This window comes from Pseudoduganella sp. jia 9, from assembly GCF_055502615.1.
In genome coordinates this window covers 33578-48053 of sequence record NZ_JBUPWE010000008.1, presented here as the reverse complement: position 1 = coordinate 48053, position 14476 = coordinate 33578, and the positions used below count along the sequence as shown (strand labels likewise).

Sequence of the window (14476 nt, the reverse complement as noted above, 5' to 3'; positions counted from 1 at the left end):
CAGCGATCCAACGGCGCACAGAGCATATAACAATTCAAAGCGCGTCGCCACAAGAAAATGTTTCCATGAACCAAAGTCACTCCCCTGCCCCTCCGCTCGTGCTTGCATCGAGTTCCGCCTACCGCCGCGAACTGCTGGGCCGCCTCCGCCTGCCCTTCACCGTCGACGTGCCGGCGATCGACGAAGCGCCGCTGGCCGGCGAGTCGCCGTCGGACACCGCGCTGCGGCTGGCGCGCGAAAAGGCCCGGGCCGTCGCGGCGCGCCATCCCGGCAGCCTGGTGATCGGCTCCGACCAGGTCGCCACACTGGACGATGAACAGATCGGCAAGCCCGGCAGCCATGCCGCCGCCCTGGCCCAGCTGCAAAAGATGCGCGGGCGCGAAGTGATCTTCCATACCGCGCTGTGCCTGTGGGATGGCCGCACCGGCACCTGCGCCCTGGAAGATATCCGCACCGCCGTCACGTTCCGCCAGCTGCCCGATGCCGAACTCGATGCCTACCTGCGCATCGAGCAGCCGTACGATTGCGCCGGCAGCGCCAAGAACGAAGGCCTCGGCATCGCCATCCTGGAACGCATCGACTCCACCGACCCCACCGCGTTGACCGGCCTGCCGCTGATCGCGCTGACCGGCATGCTGCGCGCGGCCGGCGTCACTTTCTTTCAAGGCTGAACATGCCCGGCACCCTTTACCTGATTCCCAATACGCTGGGCGAGACCGCGGCGCTGGACCATGTCATTCCCGACCATGTGCAGGCCACCACGGCGCAGCTGGCGCACTTCGTCGCGGAAAACGCGAAGACTGCGCGGGCCTTCCTGAAGCGCGTGCATGCCGTCCATCCGCTGGCCCGGCCCCTGCAGGAGATCGCGATCACCGAATTGAATGTCAACACGAAGGCCGACGCGCTGGCGGGCCTGCTGGCTCCGCTGCGCGACGGCCACGATGCCGGGCTGCTGTCGGAAGCGGGCGTGCCGGCCGTGGCGGACCCTGGCGCCGACCTGGTGCGGCTGGCCCACAGGGAAGGCATTCCCGTGCGGCCGCTGGTCGGTCCGTCATCGCTGCTGCTGGCCGTGATGGCAAGCGGCCTGAACGGCCAGAGTTTCGCGTTCAACGGTTACCTGCCCACCGATGCCGCCGCGCGCGCCAAGCGCCTGAAGGAGCTGGAACAGCGTTCGCGGGTGGAAAAGCAGACGCAGCTGTTCATTGAAACGCCGTACCGCAATGGCGCCCTGCTGGAAGCGCTCGCGGCGACCTGCCAGCCCGGCACGCTGGTGTGCGTGGCCACGGACATCAGCCTGCCATCGGAAAGCATCCGCACGCAGACGGCGGCGCAATGGAAAAGCGCACTCGCGGCAGACCGGGGCCCGGACTTCCACAAGAAGCCGACGGTGTTCCTGCTGCTGGCAGCCGGCTGACATCGCCAACCGGCGGTGCCGCCGGGCCCGTTCAGCGCACCGGCGAAACAGCCACGCTGCCGGTATAGTCGTTGATCCACTCGTACGCGGCCAGCTGGCTCGCGTACAGCGTGGCTGGTGCCAGGCCCAGCCGGTGCAGCAGGCCCGTCAGCTCGGGGCCTTCCCGCGCCACTTCGACCAGCTCGATCAGTTTCAGTACGTCGCCATAGTCGCCGGTGCGGTGCAGCAGCGCCGCACGCACGTCGTCCAGCACGTTCACGCTGTCGAGGATCTCCGGCATCGCCACCGAGAACAGGGTATCCATCAGCGACATGATGCCGACCGTGAAACCGATGTCGGCACCGACGCGCTCGTTCGGGCGCAGCTGCTCGAACAGGTTTTCCATCGTCTTGCCGCGCGTCGTTGCCAGTTGCAGCAGCGGCGAATCGTAATGATGGCCTTTGACGTACAGCAGGATCTGCAGCCAGCGCTGCAGCTGTTGCCGCCCCAGCACGACCAGGGCGTGGCCAACCGAATTGATGCGGAAGCGCGCACCGACCGCCGGCGTATTCACCAGGCGCAGCAGGTTCAGCGTGATCAGCGGATCGAGCTTGATGGCCCGTTCGATGTCGCGCTGGTCCGCATCGGCTGCCAGCAAGTCCAGCAACTGCATCACCGCCATCTGTGATGGCGCTATCTTCTTGCCGGAAAGGATGACGGGCCGGGCGAAATAATAGCCCTGGAAATACTCGAAACCCAGGTCCATGCAATGCCGGAATTCCTCATGCGTCTCGACTTTTTCCGCCAGCAGCTTCTGGCCTGGACTCTTCAGCGAGCGGGTCAGCGCGGCCAGCGAATCGCGGCCCATGCCCTTGATGTCGATCTTGATCACGTCCATCAGCGGCTGCAGCTTGTCCAGGCTGTTGGATGCGCCGACCACGTCGTCCAGCGCAAATTTGTAACCGGCAAGCTTCAGTTCGATCACCCGCGCCACCACGTCCGGCGTCGCTTCGACCGATTCGAGCACTTCGAGAATGACCTTGTCGTTGGGCAGGAAGTGGATGAAATCGCTCATCAGGCCAGCGGTATCCACGTTCACATATGCCAATTGCTCGCCAACCACTTTCTGCATGCCCAGTTCGGAAGCATGGGCGATGACGGAAGCCGTGGCGGCCGCGCCATCCGTCACTTCCACGTCGTGGCTGTTGGCGTTGCGGTACAGCAGCTCATAAGCAACGAGCCGCTGGGAACGATTGAGGATGGGTTGCCGCGCCAGGAAAAAGTGATTGGCGTATGGCATCGGAATATCCGGGCTAACTGCCAGAGTCATGGAGGACCTGCTTGAAAACGATGCCGCTACCTTAACTCGTCATTAACGATATGGCAACCAGTTTATGACCGCCGCGTGACATTCCGATTGTCCTGGACGCGCGCCGCGCCCTGCTCGCCGCTATCGAGCGTAAACCCGGCCCCCTTGTCGCGGCCCAGCACCTGAACGAGGTAAGGCATCACGGTTTTCAGCGTCGCCGCGAGCGTGTACGGCGGATTCAGGACGAACATGCCGCTGGTGTGCAGGGCAATGCCGTCCGGCGTCGGCCCGGAGATCGACAGCGTCACGTTCAGCCAGCTTTGCGCCGGCAGGTGCTTCAGCTTTTCGGCGAAATTGCGTGCCTCGATACGCTGCAGCACCGGGTACCAGATGGCATAGGTGCCGCTCGGGAAGCGCTTCAGCGCATCACCCAGCATATCGATCACCTTGCGGTAATCCTGCTTGTCTTCATACGGCGGGTCGCACAGCACCAGCGCACGGCGCGACGGCGGCGGCAGCAATGCCCGCACGCCGAGGAAGCCGTCGGCCTTGTTGACGATGACACGCTTGCCGCGCACCGTGCTGCGCTTGCCCTGCGCCGCCTGGTGCTGCTCCAGCTTCGTGAAATTATCGGCCAGCAGGCGCACATCGGCCGGATGCAGTTCGAACAGGCGCAGGCGATCCATTTCGCGCGCCACCTGCTCGGCTACATAGGGCGAGCCCGGGTAGTAGCGCATCTTGCCGCTCGGGTTCATGGCCTTGATCAGGTTGACGTACTCGGCCAATGCCTCCGGCAGGTCCGTGCGGTCCCACAGCGGTGCAATGCCGGTCTCGAACTCGGCGGTCTTGGTGGCCTGCACGCTGTCCAGCGCGTAGACGCCAGCGCCGGCGTGCGTGTCGATGTAGCTGTACGCCACGTCCTTCTGGTTCAGATATTGCAGCAGCTGGAGCTGGACGAAATGCTTCAGGACGTCGGCATGATTGCCGGCATGGAAGGCGTGGCGGTAACTGAACATGGTCTTCTAACGGAGGATTCGAGCCGGCATTATCCCAGAGAACGGCAAGGCCGCCAAAAATGACAGGCAACGCCATATCGGTGCGATGCGAGAAATCGCGAGGAGACCGCGGCCGCGGCCGCGGCTCCTGCGTCATGCCAGCCGCTGCTGGGAAACCAGGATGCCGTCGGCATCGGCATACAGCCAGTCGCCCGGGTTGACAGGCACGCCAGCGATCTGCACGCGTACATTGCGTTCACCTGCGCCTTTGCGGGCGCTGCGCTGCGGATGCGCGGCCAGCGCACGGATGCCGATGTCGCAACTGTCGATTTCCGCCGTATCGCGCACGCAGCCGTCGACCACCACGCCGGCCCAGCCATTGTCCTGCGCCAGCAGCGCCAGCTGGCCGCCCACCAGGGCGCGCCGCAGGCTGCCGCCGCCATCGACGACGAGCACCTGCCCCTCGCCGGATGTTTCCAGCATGGCGCGCACCAGCGCATTATCCTCGAACACCTTCAGCGTGACGACGCGGCCGGCGAATCGCACGCGCTTGCCGAAATGGCGCAATAGCGGCGGCAGCACGGCCAGGCGGCCATCCTCGAGCAGCATGGCATTGTCGTCGCACAGGTCGGCGGTGGCGAAATCACGCACGTAAGCCAGGTGGCTGGGCAGGTGATCGGGCGAAGCGTGGCTCATGAAAATCCCCGGGCAGTTGAACTGTTCCGATTCTAGGCGTTTTTCAGCGCCACCGCGCGGGTACTGCCGCCCACGCCCACCGCCGTGCCGATCGCCAGCGCCTGGAACAGCGCGATGCCGGCAAACAGCCAGCCGGGATGGCCCGCATCCATCACCGCGCCGAACATCAGCGGCCCCACCGACAGGCCGGTATCCAGGCCCGAATAGACGACACCGTACACGCGCCCGGTGGCGTTCTTCGGCGCGGCGGCGCGGATCATCAGGTCGCGCGACGGCCCCGCCACTCCGGAGCAGAAGCCGATCAGCGCCATCAGCGGCAACGCCAGCCAGCCCGGCACCACGGCCATGCCCAGTACCAGCGCCAGCACGGCGGCGATGGCAAACGCGATGGCGATATTGCGGTCGTGGTTGCCGGAACCGGCGCCCACGAAGCCCCCCACCACCATGCCGGCGGCCGAGGCCAGCATGTATGCGGTGTAGGAGCTGGTGGCCAGCTCGCGCGAGATGCCGTACAGCTGCTCCAGCCCGATCGACGCGAAGGCCTGGATACCGCCCAGCGCCACCGCGGTCAGGAAGAAGAAGGCAAAGCACATCCACACCGAAGGCAGCCGCAGGAATGCCAGAGTGCCCTCCGCGCCATCCTGCCCGCCGGCCTGCTGCGGCGGATTCGGCCGCAGCGCATCGCGGTTCAGCACCAGGATCGCCAGCACGGCAAACGGCAGCAGCGCGGCCAGCGCCAGCGCGGTGCGCCAGCTGGCCAGCGCCGCGACGGTGGTCATGAACAGCGGCGACGCCGCCCAGCCGAGATTGCCGCTGATGCCGTGCACCGAAAAACCATGCGCCAGCCGCTCGCGCGACACGCGCTGGTTCAGCAGCGTGTAGTCGGCAGGGTGGAAAATGCTGTTGCCGATGCCGGCCAGCAGCGCACCGGCCATCAGCGCGGCATAGCTGCTGGCCACCGACAACACCAGCGCCGATACGCCCAGCACGCCGACGCCGAAGAACAGCACGCGGCGCGCGCCGACCCGGTCGACCACGAAGCCGGCGCATGCCTGGCCCACGCCCGACACGACGAAAAATACCGTCATCAACAGGCCCAGCTCGGCGTAACTGAGGCTGAACGCCGGTTTCAGCCACGGAAACAGCGCGGCCAGGATCAGGTGGTAGAAATGCGAAGTGCCATGCGCGAGACCGACCAGGCCGATCACGCGGGCATCCTGGCGAAGAATGCTGTCCCTGCTGCTGTCCCCGCTGCCGGAGTGATGGATGTCCTTGTCCATTGCGCCCTCTCAAAAGCCCAGTGTAGGAAAAAGCGCGGCGACCGTTTTGAGATAGGATGTCAATCTTTGTCGAAATCCTGCCATGTCAGCGCCCGTCATCCGCCACACCCTGCCCTACCCGGACGGCTTCGAGCCCACGGCCGAACGCCCGATCACGCTGATCGCCCGCGACCTCGATCGCCGCGATGCGATGCTGCCGCACCGGCACACCTGGGGCCAGCTGACGCACGCGCTCGATGGCGTGCTGCGCGTCACCGCCGCCGACAGCACATGGATCGTACCGCCGTCGCGCGCGGTATGGATCGCGCCGGGCGTCGAGCATTCGGTCACGGTATTGCAGGCGATCCGGCTGCGGCCGGTGCGCATCCTGGCCGAACGGGCACCGTTCCCGGACGAGGCTTGCCGGGTGCTGGAAGTATCCACGCTGCTGCGCGAACTGATCCTGGCGCTGGAACAGCTGCCGCCGCTGGCGTCGTCGCCGCGCGCCACCATGCTGTCGGAATTGATGCTCGATGAACTGGCGCGCTGCGAGACACGGCCGATCCGCGTGCCGCTGCCGCGCGACAAGCGGCTGCAAAGCCTGTGCGGGCGCCTGATCGATTCGCCCGGCGCCGCGCTCACGCTGGCCGACTGGGCCGGCCAGGTCGGCGCTTCGGAGCGCACGCTGGCGCGGCTGTTCGAGAAGGAGCTCGGCATGAGCTTCGGCCAGTGGCGCCAGCAGGTGCGCCTGGCCCATGCCGCGCCGATGATCGCCGGCGGCATGCCGCTGGCTCGCGTTGCCGACGAACTGGGCTACGCCAGCCAGTCGGCGTTCTCGCAGATGTTCCGCAAGACCTTCGGCACCACGCCCAGCGCGTTTTTCAGCGAACGCTGAGGGCCGCCCGCCGCGGTACTGCGAGGGCGCCGGGCAACGCTGCGGCCAACACCGCCGGCGCATCGAGCTTGAAGGTGCCCACCACCTGCTCCAGCGCCGCGGCCTGCATGCGCAGCGATTCGGCTGCCGCGGCCGCTTCTTCCACCAGCGCCGCGTTCTGCTGCGTGACATTGTCCATTTCGCCGATCGCGCCGTTGACCTGGCCGATGCCTTCGCTCTGCTCGTCGCTGGCGGTGGCGATCTGCGCCACGAGGTCGGCCACCTGCTGCACCGATTGCACGATCTCGCCCATCGCCTGCCCGGCGCCATCGGCCAGCCTGCTGCCGGCGTCCACCTGGTCGACGGAGGCGAGGATCAGGTCCTTGATTTCCCTGGCGGCGGTGGCCGAGCGCTGCGCCAGGTTGCGCACCTCGGCGGCAACGACGGCAAAGCCGCGCCCCTGCTCGCCTGCCCGCGCAGCTTCCACCGCGGCGTTCAGCGCCAGGATATTGGTCTGGAAGGCAATGCCGTCGATCACGCCGATGATGTCCGAGATGCGCCGCGAGCTGTCGGTGATCGCCCCCATCATGTCGACCACCTGCGACACCACGGCACCACCCTTGCGCGCCGCATCGGCGGTGCTCGCCACCAGTGCGTTGGCCTGGGCGGCGTTATCGGCATTCTGGCGCACGGTTGTCGTCAGCTCCTCCATCGCCGCGGCGGTTTCCTCCAGGTTCGACGCCTGCGCTTCGGTACGGTTGGAAAGATCGAGGTTGCCGGTGGCGATCTCGCGGGTGGCGGTGGTGATCTGCTGCGCGCTTTCGCGCACCTGCAGGATCGTGCCGTTCAGCGAGGAAATGAAACGGTTGAAGGCGCCGGCCAGCGCGCCGACTTCGTCATCCGACTCGACCGGCATCCGGCGGCTCAGGTCGCCATTGCCGCCGGCGATCTCGCCCAGCATCGTTGCCGCCCGCATCACCGGCGCGGCGATCGCGCGGCTGATCAGCCAGATGCCGGCCAGGCCGATGGTGCCGCCCGCCAGGCCGGCAATCAGCGCCGAGATCGTGGCCGAGCGCGCGATATCGCCCAGCACTTCGCGCTCCGGCACGCGTGCCAGCACGTACAGGTTCAATTCCTTGATATAGGACGACGCCACGAACAGGCGCCCCTGCGGGCCGTCGACGGCCGCGTGCACGAAAGGCTGGCCTGTAAACAGGCTCTTCACCGCGGCGGCATCGAAGCCCGGCTGGTCCTGCAGCAGGTGCCGGCCATCGGCCAGTTGCGGATCGCGGTCGATCAGCAGCACGCCGTTCGGGCGCACCAGCGACACGGTGCCCGTCTCGCCCAGCCGGTAATCGCGGATCGTGGCGGCCAGGTCGTTGACGGCCAGGCCGATGCCTGCCGCGGCCAGCCTGCCGCCGGCCGTCTGCACGCGATTGTTAATGAACAGCATGTAATTTCCGGATCCGGCATCCTTGTCGATGTCCAGCCGATATGGCGCGCCACTGTCCAGGAAGCCATAGAACCACGCATCGCTGGCCTGGCCGGGCGCCAGCGTGCGTTCATAACCGCCATCGGTGAAATACCTGCCGGTGTCCCTGGACACCCAGAACACCGAGGCGGCATTGTTCCTGGCTTTCAGGTGGCGCGCATAGGTTTGCCACGCAGCCGCCCCGTCGTCCGGCAGGCCGGCATCTTCCCAGGCATGCACGTAGGTGTCGTTGGCCAGCGTTTCCGAGACCGCCAGCGCCTGGCCGATCTGGCGCAGCACGTCGTTGCGGATTTCGCCGACCTGTGCCGGCAGTTCCTGGGTCACGGCGCGCTCGCGGGCCCGGTTGCCGTTCATGGCCACGCTCATCACGGAGGAGATCGCCATGAAGGCCAGCAGGCACAGGCCCATGCTGAGCATGAGTTTTCGTTGGATCGTCAATCGCTTCATCAAGTGCATTTTCTTCTTGTTCCAATAGTGAATTACTCGATTCCAGTCTTACTCAAGTGCAGATTGCAAGCTACAGAAATATTCCATGCGGAAACATCACTATTTGACACTGATGCATATATGCAACGCCTTATATACGCCACTGAAACATCGCGCCCGATGCCGGCTGGCCGGTAGACAGGGACGGCTTGCAGCCATCGGCGGCCGCCTCTATGATTGCGCTCACATCATGGGAGCCTTCTATCGAAAGACGCTGGCCGCGTTCATCTGCCTGCTCGCCGCCAGCCTGCTGCTGGGCTACGCCTGCGTCGGGCGCAGTTACCTGCATACGCCGCTGCTGCCGGCCGGGAGCGACGCGCTGCCATGGCATTCCGGAGCCAGCCTGGACAGCGAGGCGGCGGCATTGGCGGGCTCGACCATCGCCATCCAGGAAGACCGGCAGCGGCTGCGGTTCGGCTTCCGTCTGGCCCCGGCCCTCGCGCATCCGTTCGCCGCCGCCGACCTGCTGTTCGAGGACCGCGACGGCAAGCCGGCCCACATCGACCTGTCGCGCTACGACTCGATCACATTCAACGCGCGCTGCGCCCCCGCCAATACGCTGATGCTGAGCGTGCCCACCTTCGACGACAAGGTGTCCCGGCGCGATGACCTGCTCAGCTACCGCACGCCGGTCGCCTTTTTCGCCTGCAGCGGGAGCGGCACGCGGGTCGAGATCGACCTGTCGCGGCTGGAAACGCCGCAATGGTGGTTCGACATGTTCAAGCTCGATCTGTCGCACCAAGCCTATAAACTCGACCGGGTACCGAAAATCGCCATCGGCACAACGTTCCAAAGCCCGCTCGATATTGTCTCGACAGTCGTCATCGATACACTGGTATTGAATGGCCGCGATGTCCGCTACCTGTATGCCCTCGCCACGATATTGGTGCTGGCCTGGGGCGGATTTGCCGTGTGGTTTTTCCGGCAGCACGCGGCTGCGCTGGTGGCGGACGTGCGCGACAAACTGCAGAAAGACCTGCCATTTGTCGCCTACCAGCAGCTTTCACTGGAACCGCACCGCGACAGGGAAAAAGCGGCAGTATTGCGCTTTATCGCCACCCATTATGCCGATGCCGGAATGGATGTCGACAAGGTGGTGGCGGCAACCGGCGTGAACCGGAATAAGCTGAACGATATCCTGAAGGCCGAACTCGGTTTTACGTTCAGCGCCTACCTGAATAAATTGCGGCTGACGGAAGCGGCCCGCCTGTTGTCGGAGAACGACGCGCTGGCGGTGGCGGAAATCGCCTATTCGGTCGGCTACGCGAACGTCTCGTACTTCAACAAGCTCTTCAAGGAAGAGTACGGTTGCACGCCGAAAGCGTTCCGTACTGCGTGCGCGGACTGACACTGGCGCCCGTTTTTCTTCAACTATCCGCATTCCATCAGCGTTTGCCCCCCGAGTGCTAGCGGCGCGCCGGCCCACGCCCGTATGCTGCGCGGCGGTGCGCGGGCGACTGCCGGCGCCATTCAAACAACGCGGAGCGAGACGAAAATCCAATGCAAGCGAAACTCAACATACAATGCATCGCCGGAGCACTGCTGGGCGCCCTGCTGTCACTGCCGCAGGCGGCGCTGGCGCAACAGCGCAAAATCGACGTGCATGTCGGCCAGGTCGCCGGCAAGCTGGATAAAACATTCAACGAAGTCATCGGCGCCGGGCGCGCCAATGAAGGATTGCGCGCCGACTGGCAACGGCAATTGGCCGAAATAAAACATGATGCCGGTTTCCGCTATATCCGCATGCATGGCCTGCTGTCGGACGACATGGGTGTTTATAAAATCGACGCGCAAGGCAGGGAACATTACAATTTCCAGTATATCGATGCGCTGTATGATTATCTGCTGAGTATCGGCGTAAAACCCTTCGTTGAATTGGGCTTCATGCCTTCGGCAATGGCCAGCGGCGAAAAAACCATTTTCTGGTGGCGCGGCAATGTCACGCCGCCGCGCGATTATGCGAAATGGGGCGAGCTCGTCAGGAAATTGACGCAGCACTGGACCGAGCGGTATGGCCAGGCCGAGGTGGCGACCTGGTATTTCGAAGTCTGGAACGAGCCCAACCTCGACGGCTTCTGGGCCGGCACGCAGGCCGAATATTTCCGGCTGTACGACCATGCGGCGCGGGCGATCAAGAGCGTCAGCCCGGCCTACCGGGTCGGCGGGCCGGCCACCGCCGGCGCGGCGTGGATCCCGGAAATGATCGCGCATGCCACCGCCAACAAGGTGCCGCTCGATTTCGTCAGCACCCACACATATGGCGTTAACCAGGGCTATCTCGATGAGTTCGGCACCACCGGCACCGTGCTCAGCAAGGATGAAGGCGCGGTCGTGGGCGACGTGCTGAAAAACCGCCGCGAGATCGCCGCTTCGGCGCTGCCGTCACTGCCGCTGCATTACACCGAGTGGAGCTCGTCGTACACGCCGTCCGACCCGACGCACGACAGCTACCACCAGGCTGCCTACATCCTGCAGAAACTGAAGCAGACGGGCTCGGCCGCGCAATCGATGTCGTACTGGGTCTTCACCGACATCTTCGAGGAGGCCGGCCCCCGTTTCGAGGCGTTCCACGGCGGCTTCGGGCTGATGAACACGCAGGGCATCAAGAAGCCCGGCTACTTCGCCTACCAGTTCCTGAACCAGCTGGGCAGCCAGGAACTGCGCAACGGCGACGCGAAATCGATCGCCACCGTCGACGGCAACGGCGATGTCGGCCTGCTGCTGTGGGACTATACGCACACGCTGCCCGAGGGCATCAACAACCAGCAGTACTTCGTCAAGGACCTGCCGCCAAAGTCCAGGGGCGAGGTGCAGGTGACGCTGCGCGGCGTGAAGCCGGGCGCGTACACGCTGGCGATCTCGCAGGCCGGCTACCGCAGGAACGACGCCTTCACCGCCTGGATCGGCATGGGTTCGCCGGCACAGCTGACGCGCCAGCAGGTCGCCGAGCTGAAGGCGCAGGCCACCGGCGCGCCGTCCGAGCGGCGCACGGTACGGGTTGGCGCCGACGGCAAGGTCAGCCTGGCGCTGCCGCTGCGCGAAAACGATGTGTACCTGCTCAAGCTGAGCAGTGCTCCAGGCAAGCCTGCGCGGTAACCACGTCGCGCGAGCCGCGGCCCTCGCGATAGCGCGCCAGCACCGGCGCCAGCACGGCGGCGGCGTCCTGCGCGCCGCGCCCCTCCTCACGGCGCGCCAGCAGTTGCGCCAGGCTGGTACCGGCGCGCAGTTCCCAGGCCAGCGCGCCCTGCCGTTGCGCCAGTGCCAGCGCCTGCCGGAACACGCGTTCGGCCTGCGCGCCGGCACCCACGCGCACCAGCTGTTCGCCCCAGCAGCGCAGCAGCTCGGCGGCGGCCCAGCCGGCCTGGCCGTTCCTGGCACGGGCAAGTGAAGCCGGCGTCATCAGGCTCGTGTGCAAGGTGGGCAGCATGTCCAGGTGCAGGCCGGTACACGAGGGATGGCGCAGCAGCGCATCGGCCGCCTGCGCGCCGGTGACAGCGCGGCCATTGCCCTCGTGGCACTGCAGCGCGGCCTGGAACGCACGGGCCCAGAAAGACCAGTGCGCCAGGCGGTCGCGCGCCGCGCGCTCGGCCATCATGCCGATGCAGCGCCGTGCCATCGGCAGGTCGCCGCTCCACAGTGCGACCGGGATCGCCAGCACCAGCGCGAAGCACAGCGACACCGAGTGATCCAGCCGCAATGCTTCGTCGACACCTTCGCGCGCCGCCAGCACTGCCTGCTCCGGCATGCCCTGCAACCACAGCATCCGGCCATGGACGCCCAGCGACGATACCCGCTGGTCGAACTGGAAACCGGCGGCGCCGGGCGCGCGGCGCGGCGGATGCACGACCGCGTGCGCGCGTGCCGCGTGCTGGTCGCCGAGGTAATGCCGGGCCCGCGCCAGCAGCCGCTGCTGCACCCGGCCGTCGCCATCGAGGCCGCTGGCGCGGGCCAGCGGGCCGAAACGCCAGGCCAGGTCGTGCGCCCGGCCGTAGTCGCCCTGCAGCAGCGCGTCGGCGTAACACCCCCACAGCGCGCGCACCGCGGCGCCATGGTCGCCCAGCCGCTCGGCCAGCGCCAGTGCCCGGCCGAACGCCTCGGCGCGCGGCGCCGCCGCGTCGCCGGCATGCAGCAAGGTGTGGCCGAGCGCCAGGCAGAGTGCCGCCGCCAGGGGTGCGCCGGCCGATCCCGCCGCGTTGGCGCAGGCCAGCGCCGGCCCGAGCCGGACGCGGTAATCGTCCATCATCGAGTGGCGGTACCACAGCGGCGCCGACGCGGCGGCCAGCCGCGCGCCCAGCAGCGGCGCGCCGCCCGGGCCGAAGGCCCACTCGAGCGCGGCGCGCACGTCGTCGAGGCGCAGGTCCCGCACGAGCGAGTCCAGCGCGTCCGCATCGTGTTCGGCGCGGGCCAGCAGCATGCAGTAGTAGCGCAGGTGGCGCTCCGCCACGGCGCGCTCCTCGCCGGCCGCGCGCAACCGGTCGAGCGCGTAGGCACGGGTCGTGTCGAGCAGGCGGTAGCGCCCGTCCGCGTCGGCCGAGAGCATCGATTTCGCCACGAGCTGCGCCACGTGGCCGGCAACGGCCTGTTCGCCGATGCCGCCGCCGCCGGCGAGCGCCGCCGCGCCCTCCGGCGTGAAGGTGCTGCGGAACAGGGCGAGCCGCCGCAGCACGGCCTGCTCGGCGGGTGCCAGCAGCGCATGGCTCCAGTCGAGCGCCGCGCGCAAGGTCTGGTGGCGCGGCAATGCCGTGCGGCGCCCCCGCGTCAGCACGGCAAAGCAGTCGGACAGCCGCCGTGCCAGCTCATGCACGCCGAAGAACGCGGCGCGGCCGGCCGCCAGCTCGAGCGCCAGCGGAATGCCGTCCAGCCGGCGGCAGATCTCGGCCACCGCGGTCGCGTTGTGCGCATCGAGCGTGAAGCCGCCATCGGCGCTGGCGCGTTCGACGAACAGCTGGACCGATGGACAGGCGGCCAGTGCGGCGATATCGGATGACTGCACGGATGACTGTGCAACGGCATGAACGGAAGCGTGCGCGGAGCCGTGCGCATGCAGCGGCGCGGCCGGCACGGCCAGCGGCGGCAGCCGGAACACGCACTCGCCGTCGGCGCGCAATGGTTCCCGGCTGGTGGCGACGATGTGCAGCGCGGCCAGCCGACCCAGCAACACGCTCGCCAGCGTGCGCGCGGCATCGATCAGGTGTTCGCAGCCATCGAGCACGAGCAGTGCGCGGCGTTGGCGCAACGAGTGCGGCAACGAGTGCGGCAAGGTATCGGCCAGCACGCCGGCCAGCGCTTCGGCCGACAGCGGCGCAGCCAGGCCGAACGCCTGCGCCACCGCGCCCGGCAGCAGCGCCGGGTCGGCCAGCGGCGCCAGGTCCGCGATATACACATGCCGGCCGAACTGCGGGGCGGCCCGCGCGGCAAGCGCCTGCGCCACCGATGTCTTGCCCATGCCGCCCGGACCGGCAATCGTCAGCAGGCGCGCGCCGGCCAGTTCGCGCGCCAGGTCCTCGAGCACCTGGCCGCGGCCTACCAGCCGCGGCTGCGCCGGCAGGGGCGCGCCATGCAGCGGCACGATCGCGTCCGCCGCCGGCACGTGCAGCGGCGCGACGAAGCTGTAGCCCCGCCCCACCACGTTTTCCACATAGGCCTGGTCGTTGCCGAGCGCCTTGCGCAGCGCACCGATGTGCACGCGCAGGTTGCCTTCCTCGACGATGGTGTGGGGCCATACGCAGGCAAGCAGTTCATCCTTGCCCACCACCGTGCCGGCCCGTTCGACCAGCGCGACCAGCAGATCGAACGCGCGGCCGGCCAGCCGTACCGGCATGCCGTGCCGGTACAGCGCCCGTTCATGCGGTACCAGGCGGAATGCCCCGAAGGCCACCTCGCCGATCGGCGGCCGCCACTGCTGTCGGTCCATGTTTCCTTACCTCGAAAGCCGGATTGATTTCCGGCCCGACAGATTCTAACGTAACGCT

11 protein-coding genes are annotated in these 14476 nt (G+C 67.0%); 5 read left to right on the top strand and 6 right to left on the bottom strand.

The window, feature by feature from the left end; genetic code table 11:
* Nucleotides 1-65 precede the first annotated feature (65 nt).
* Complete coding sequence (locus ACY34H_RS11455) at nucleotides 66-671, top strand: Maf family nucleotide pyrophosphatase (protein WP_464977623.1); 606 nt, start codon at nucleotides 66-68, stop codon at nucleotides 669-671.
* Between the two features lie 2 nt (nucleotides 672-673).
* Entirely contained in the window at nucleotides 674-1414 is a 741-nt protein-coding gene (locus ACY34H_RS11450; RefSeq protein WP_464977622.1) for an SAM-dependent methyltransferase, read from the top strand.
* A gap of 31 nt (nucleotides 1415-1445) precedes the next feature.
* Here the strand turns inward: ACY34H_RS11450 and ACY34H_RS11445 are convergent, their stop codons facing one another.
* The 4 genes from ACY34H_RS11445 to ACY34H_RS11430 all read right to left on the bottom strand — a co-directional run bounded on the left by ACY34H_RS11445 (nucleotide 1446) and on the right by ACY34H_RS11430 (nucleotide 5673).
* A complete protein-coding gene (locus ACY34H_RS11445) occupies nucleotides 1446-2693 on the bottom strand; it encodes an EAL and HDOD domain-containing protein (protein ID WP_464977621.1) in 1248 nt (415 codons plus the stop codon).
* Nucleotides 2694-2785: 92 nt separating this feature from the next.
* Nucleotides 2786-3718, bottom strand: a complete 933-nt coding sequence (locus tag ACY34H_RS11440; protein ID WP_464977620.1) for a 23S rRNA (adenine(2030)-N(6))-methyltransferase RlmJ — start codon at nucleotides 3716-3718, stop codon at nucleotides 2786-2788.
* A 132-nt stretch (nucleotides 3719-3850) separates the two neighbouring features.
* Nucleotides 3851-4393, bottom strand: a complete 543-nt coding sequence (rraA, locus tag ACY34H_RS11435; protein WP_464977619.1) for a ribonuclease E activity regulator RraA — start codon at nucleotides 4391-4393, stop codon at nucleotides 3851-3853.
* A 32-nt stretch (nucleotides 4394-4425) separates the two neighbouring features.
* Nucleotides 4426-5673 (bottom strand): MFS transporter, encoded by a 1248-nt coding sequence (locus ACY34H_RS11430; protein WP_464977618.1) that lies wholly within the window; start codon nucleotides 5671-5673, stop codon nucleotides 4426-4428.
* An 82-nt stretch (nucleotides 5674-5755) separates the two neighbouring features.
* Here ACY34H_RS11430 and ACY34H_RS11425 point away from each other — a divergent pair, with 82 nt between their 5' ends.
* Nucleotides 5756-6547 carry an AraC family transcriptional regulator gene (locus tag ACY34H_RS11425; protein ID WP_464977617.1) on the top strand — a complete coding sequence of 264 codons (792 nt, stop codon included), beginning with the start codon at nucleotides 5756-5758 and terminating at the stop codon, nucleotides 6545-6547.
* On the opposite strand, the gene ACY34H_RS11420 is transcribed toward ACY34H_RS11425, so the two are convergent.
* Nucleotides 6534-8435, bottom strand: a complete 1902-nt coding sequence (locus tag ACY34H_RS11420; RefSeq protein WP_464977616.1) for a methyl-accepting chemotaxis protein — start codon at nucleotides 8433-8435, stop codon at nucleotides 6534-6536. The genes ACY34H_RS11425 and ACY34H_RS11420 overlap by 14 nt on opposite strands.
* Nucleotides 8436-8550: 115 nt before the next feature.
* Here ACY34H_RS11420 and ACY34H_RS11415 point away from each other — a divergent pair, with 115 nt between their 5' ends.
* Together ACY34H_RS11415 and ACY34H_RS11410 are read left to right on the top strand one after the other, a co-directional pair.
* On the top strand, nucleotides 8551-9852 hold the full coding sequence (locus ACY34H_RS11415; RefSeq protein WP_464977615.1) for a helix-turn-helix domain-containing protein: 1302 nt from the start codon (nucleotides 8551-8553) through the stop codon (nucleotides 9850-9852).
* Between the two features lie 152 nt (nucleotides 9853-10004).
* Complete coding sequence (locus ACY34H_RS11410) at nucleotides 10005-11600, top strand: GH39 family glycosyl hydrolase (protein ID WP_464977614.1); 1596 nt, start codon at nucleotides 10005-10007, stop codon at nucleotides 11598-11600.
* Here the strand turns inward: ACY34H_RS11410 and ACY34H_RS11405 are convergent.
* Nucleotides 11563-14418: an ATP-binding protein gene (locus tag ACY34H_RS11405; protein WP_464977613.1), complete on the bottom strand. Its 2856-nt coding sequence runs from the start codon at nucleotides 14416-14418 to the stop codon at nucleotides 11563-11565. The two genes, ACY34H_RS11410 and ACY34H_RS11405, sit on opposite strands and share 38 nt — an antisense overlap.
* Nucleotides 14419-14476: the final 58 nt, after the last annotated feature.

Coding starts and splice junctions, on each gene's coding strand:
- ACY34H_RS11455 (WP_464977623.1), top strand. CDS start 66: ATGAACCAAAGTCACTCCCCTGCCCCTCCGCTCGTGCTTGCATCGAGT.
- ACY34H_RS11450 (WP_464977622.1), top strand. CDS start 674: ATGCCCGGCACCCTTTACCTGATTCCCAATACGCTGGGCGAGACCGCG.
- ACY34H_RS11445 (WP_464977621.1), bottom strand. CDS start 2,693: ATGCCATACGCCAATCACTTTTTCCTGGCGCGGCAACCCATCCTCAAT.
- ACY34H_RS11440 (WP_464977620.1), bottom strand. CDS start 3,718: ATGTTCAGTTACCGCCACGCCTTCCATGCCGGCAATCATGCCGACGTC.
- rraA (WP_464977619.1), bottom strand. CDS start 4,393: ATGAGCCACGCTTCGCCCGATCACCTGCCCAGCCACCTGGCTTACGTG.
- ACY34H_RS11430 (WP_464977618.1), bottom strand. CDS start 5,673: ATGGACAAGGACATCCATCACTCCGGCAGCGGGGACAGCAGCAGGGAC.
- ACY34H_RS11425 (WP_464977617.1), top strand. CDS start 5,756: ATGTCAGCGCCCGTCATCCGCCACACCCTGCCCTACCCGGACGGCTTC.
- ACY34H_RS11420 (WP_464977616.1), bottom strand. CDS start 8,435: ATGCTCAGCATGGGCCTGTGCCTGCTGGCCTTCATGGCGATCTCCTCC.
- ACY34H_RS11415 (WP_464977615.1), top strand. CDS start 8,551: ATGCGGAAACATCACTATTTGACACTGATGCATATATGCAACGCCTTA.
- ACY34H_RS11410 (WP_464977614.1), top strand. CDS start 10,005: ATGCAAGCGAAACTCAACATACAATGCATCGCCGGAGCACTGCTGGGC.
- ACY34H_RS11405 (WP_464977613.1), bottom strand. CDS start 14,418: ATGGACCGACAGCAGTGGCGGCCGCCGATCGGCGAGGTGGCCTTCGGG.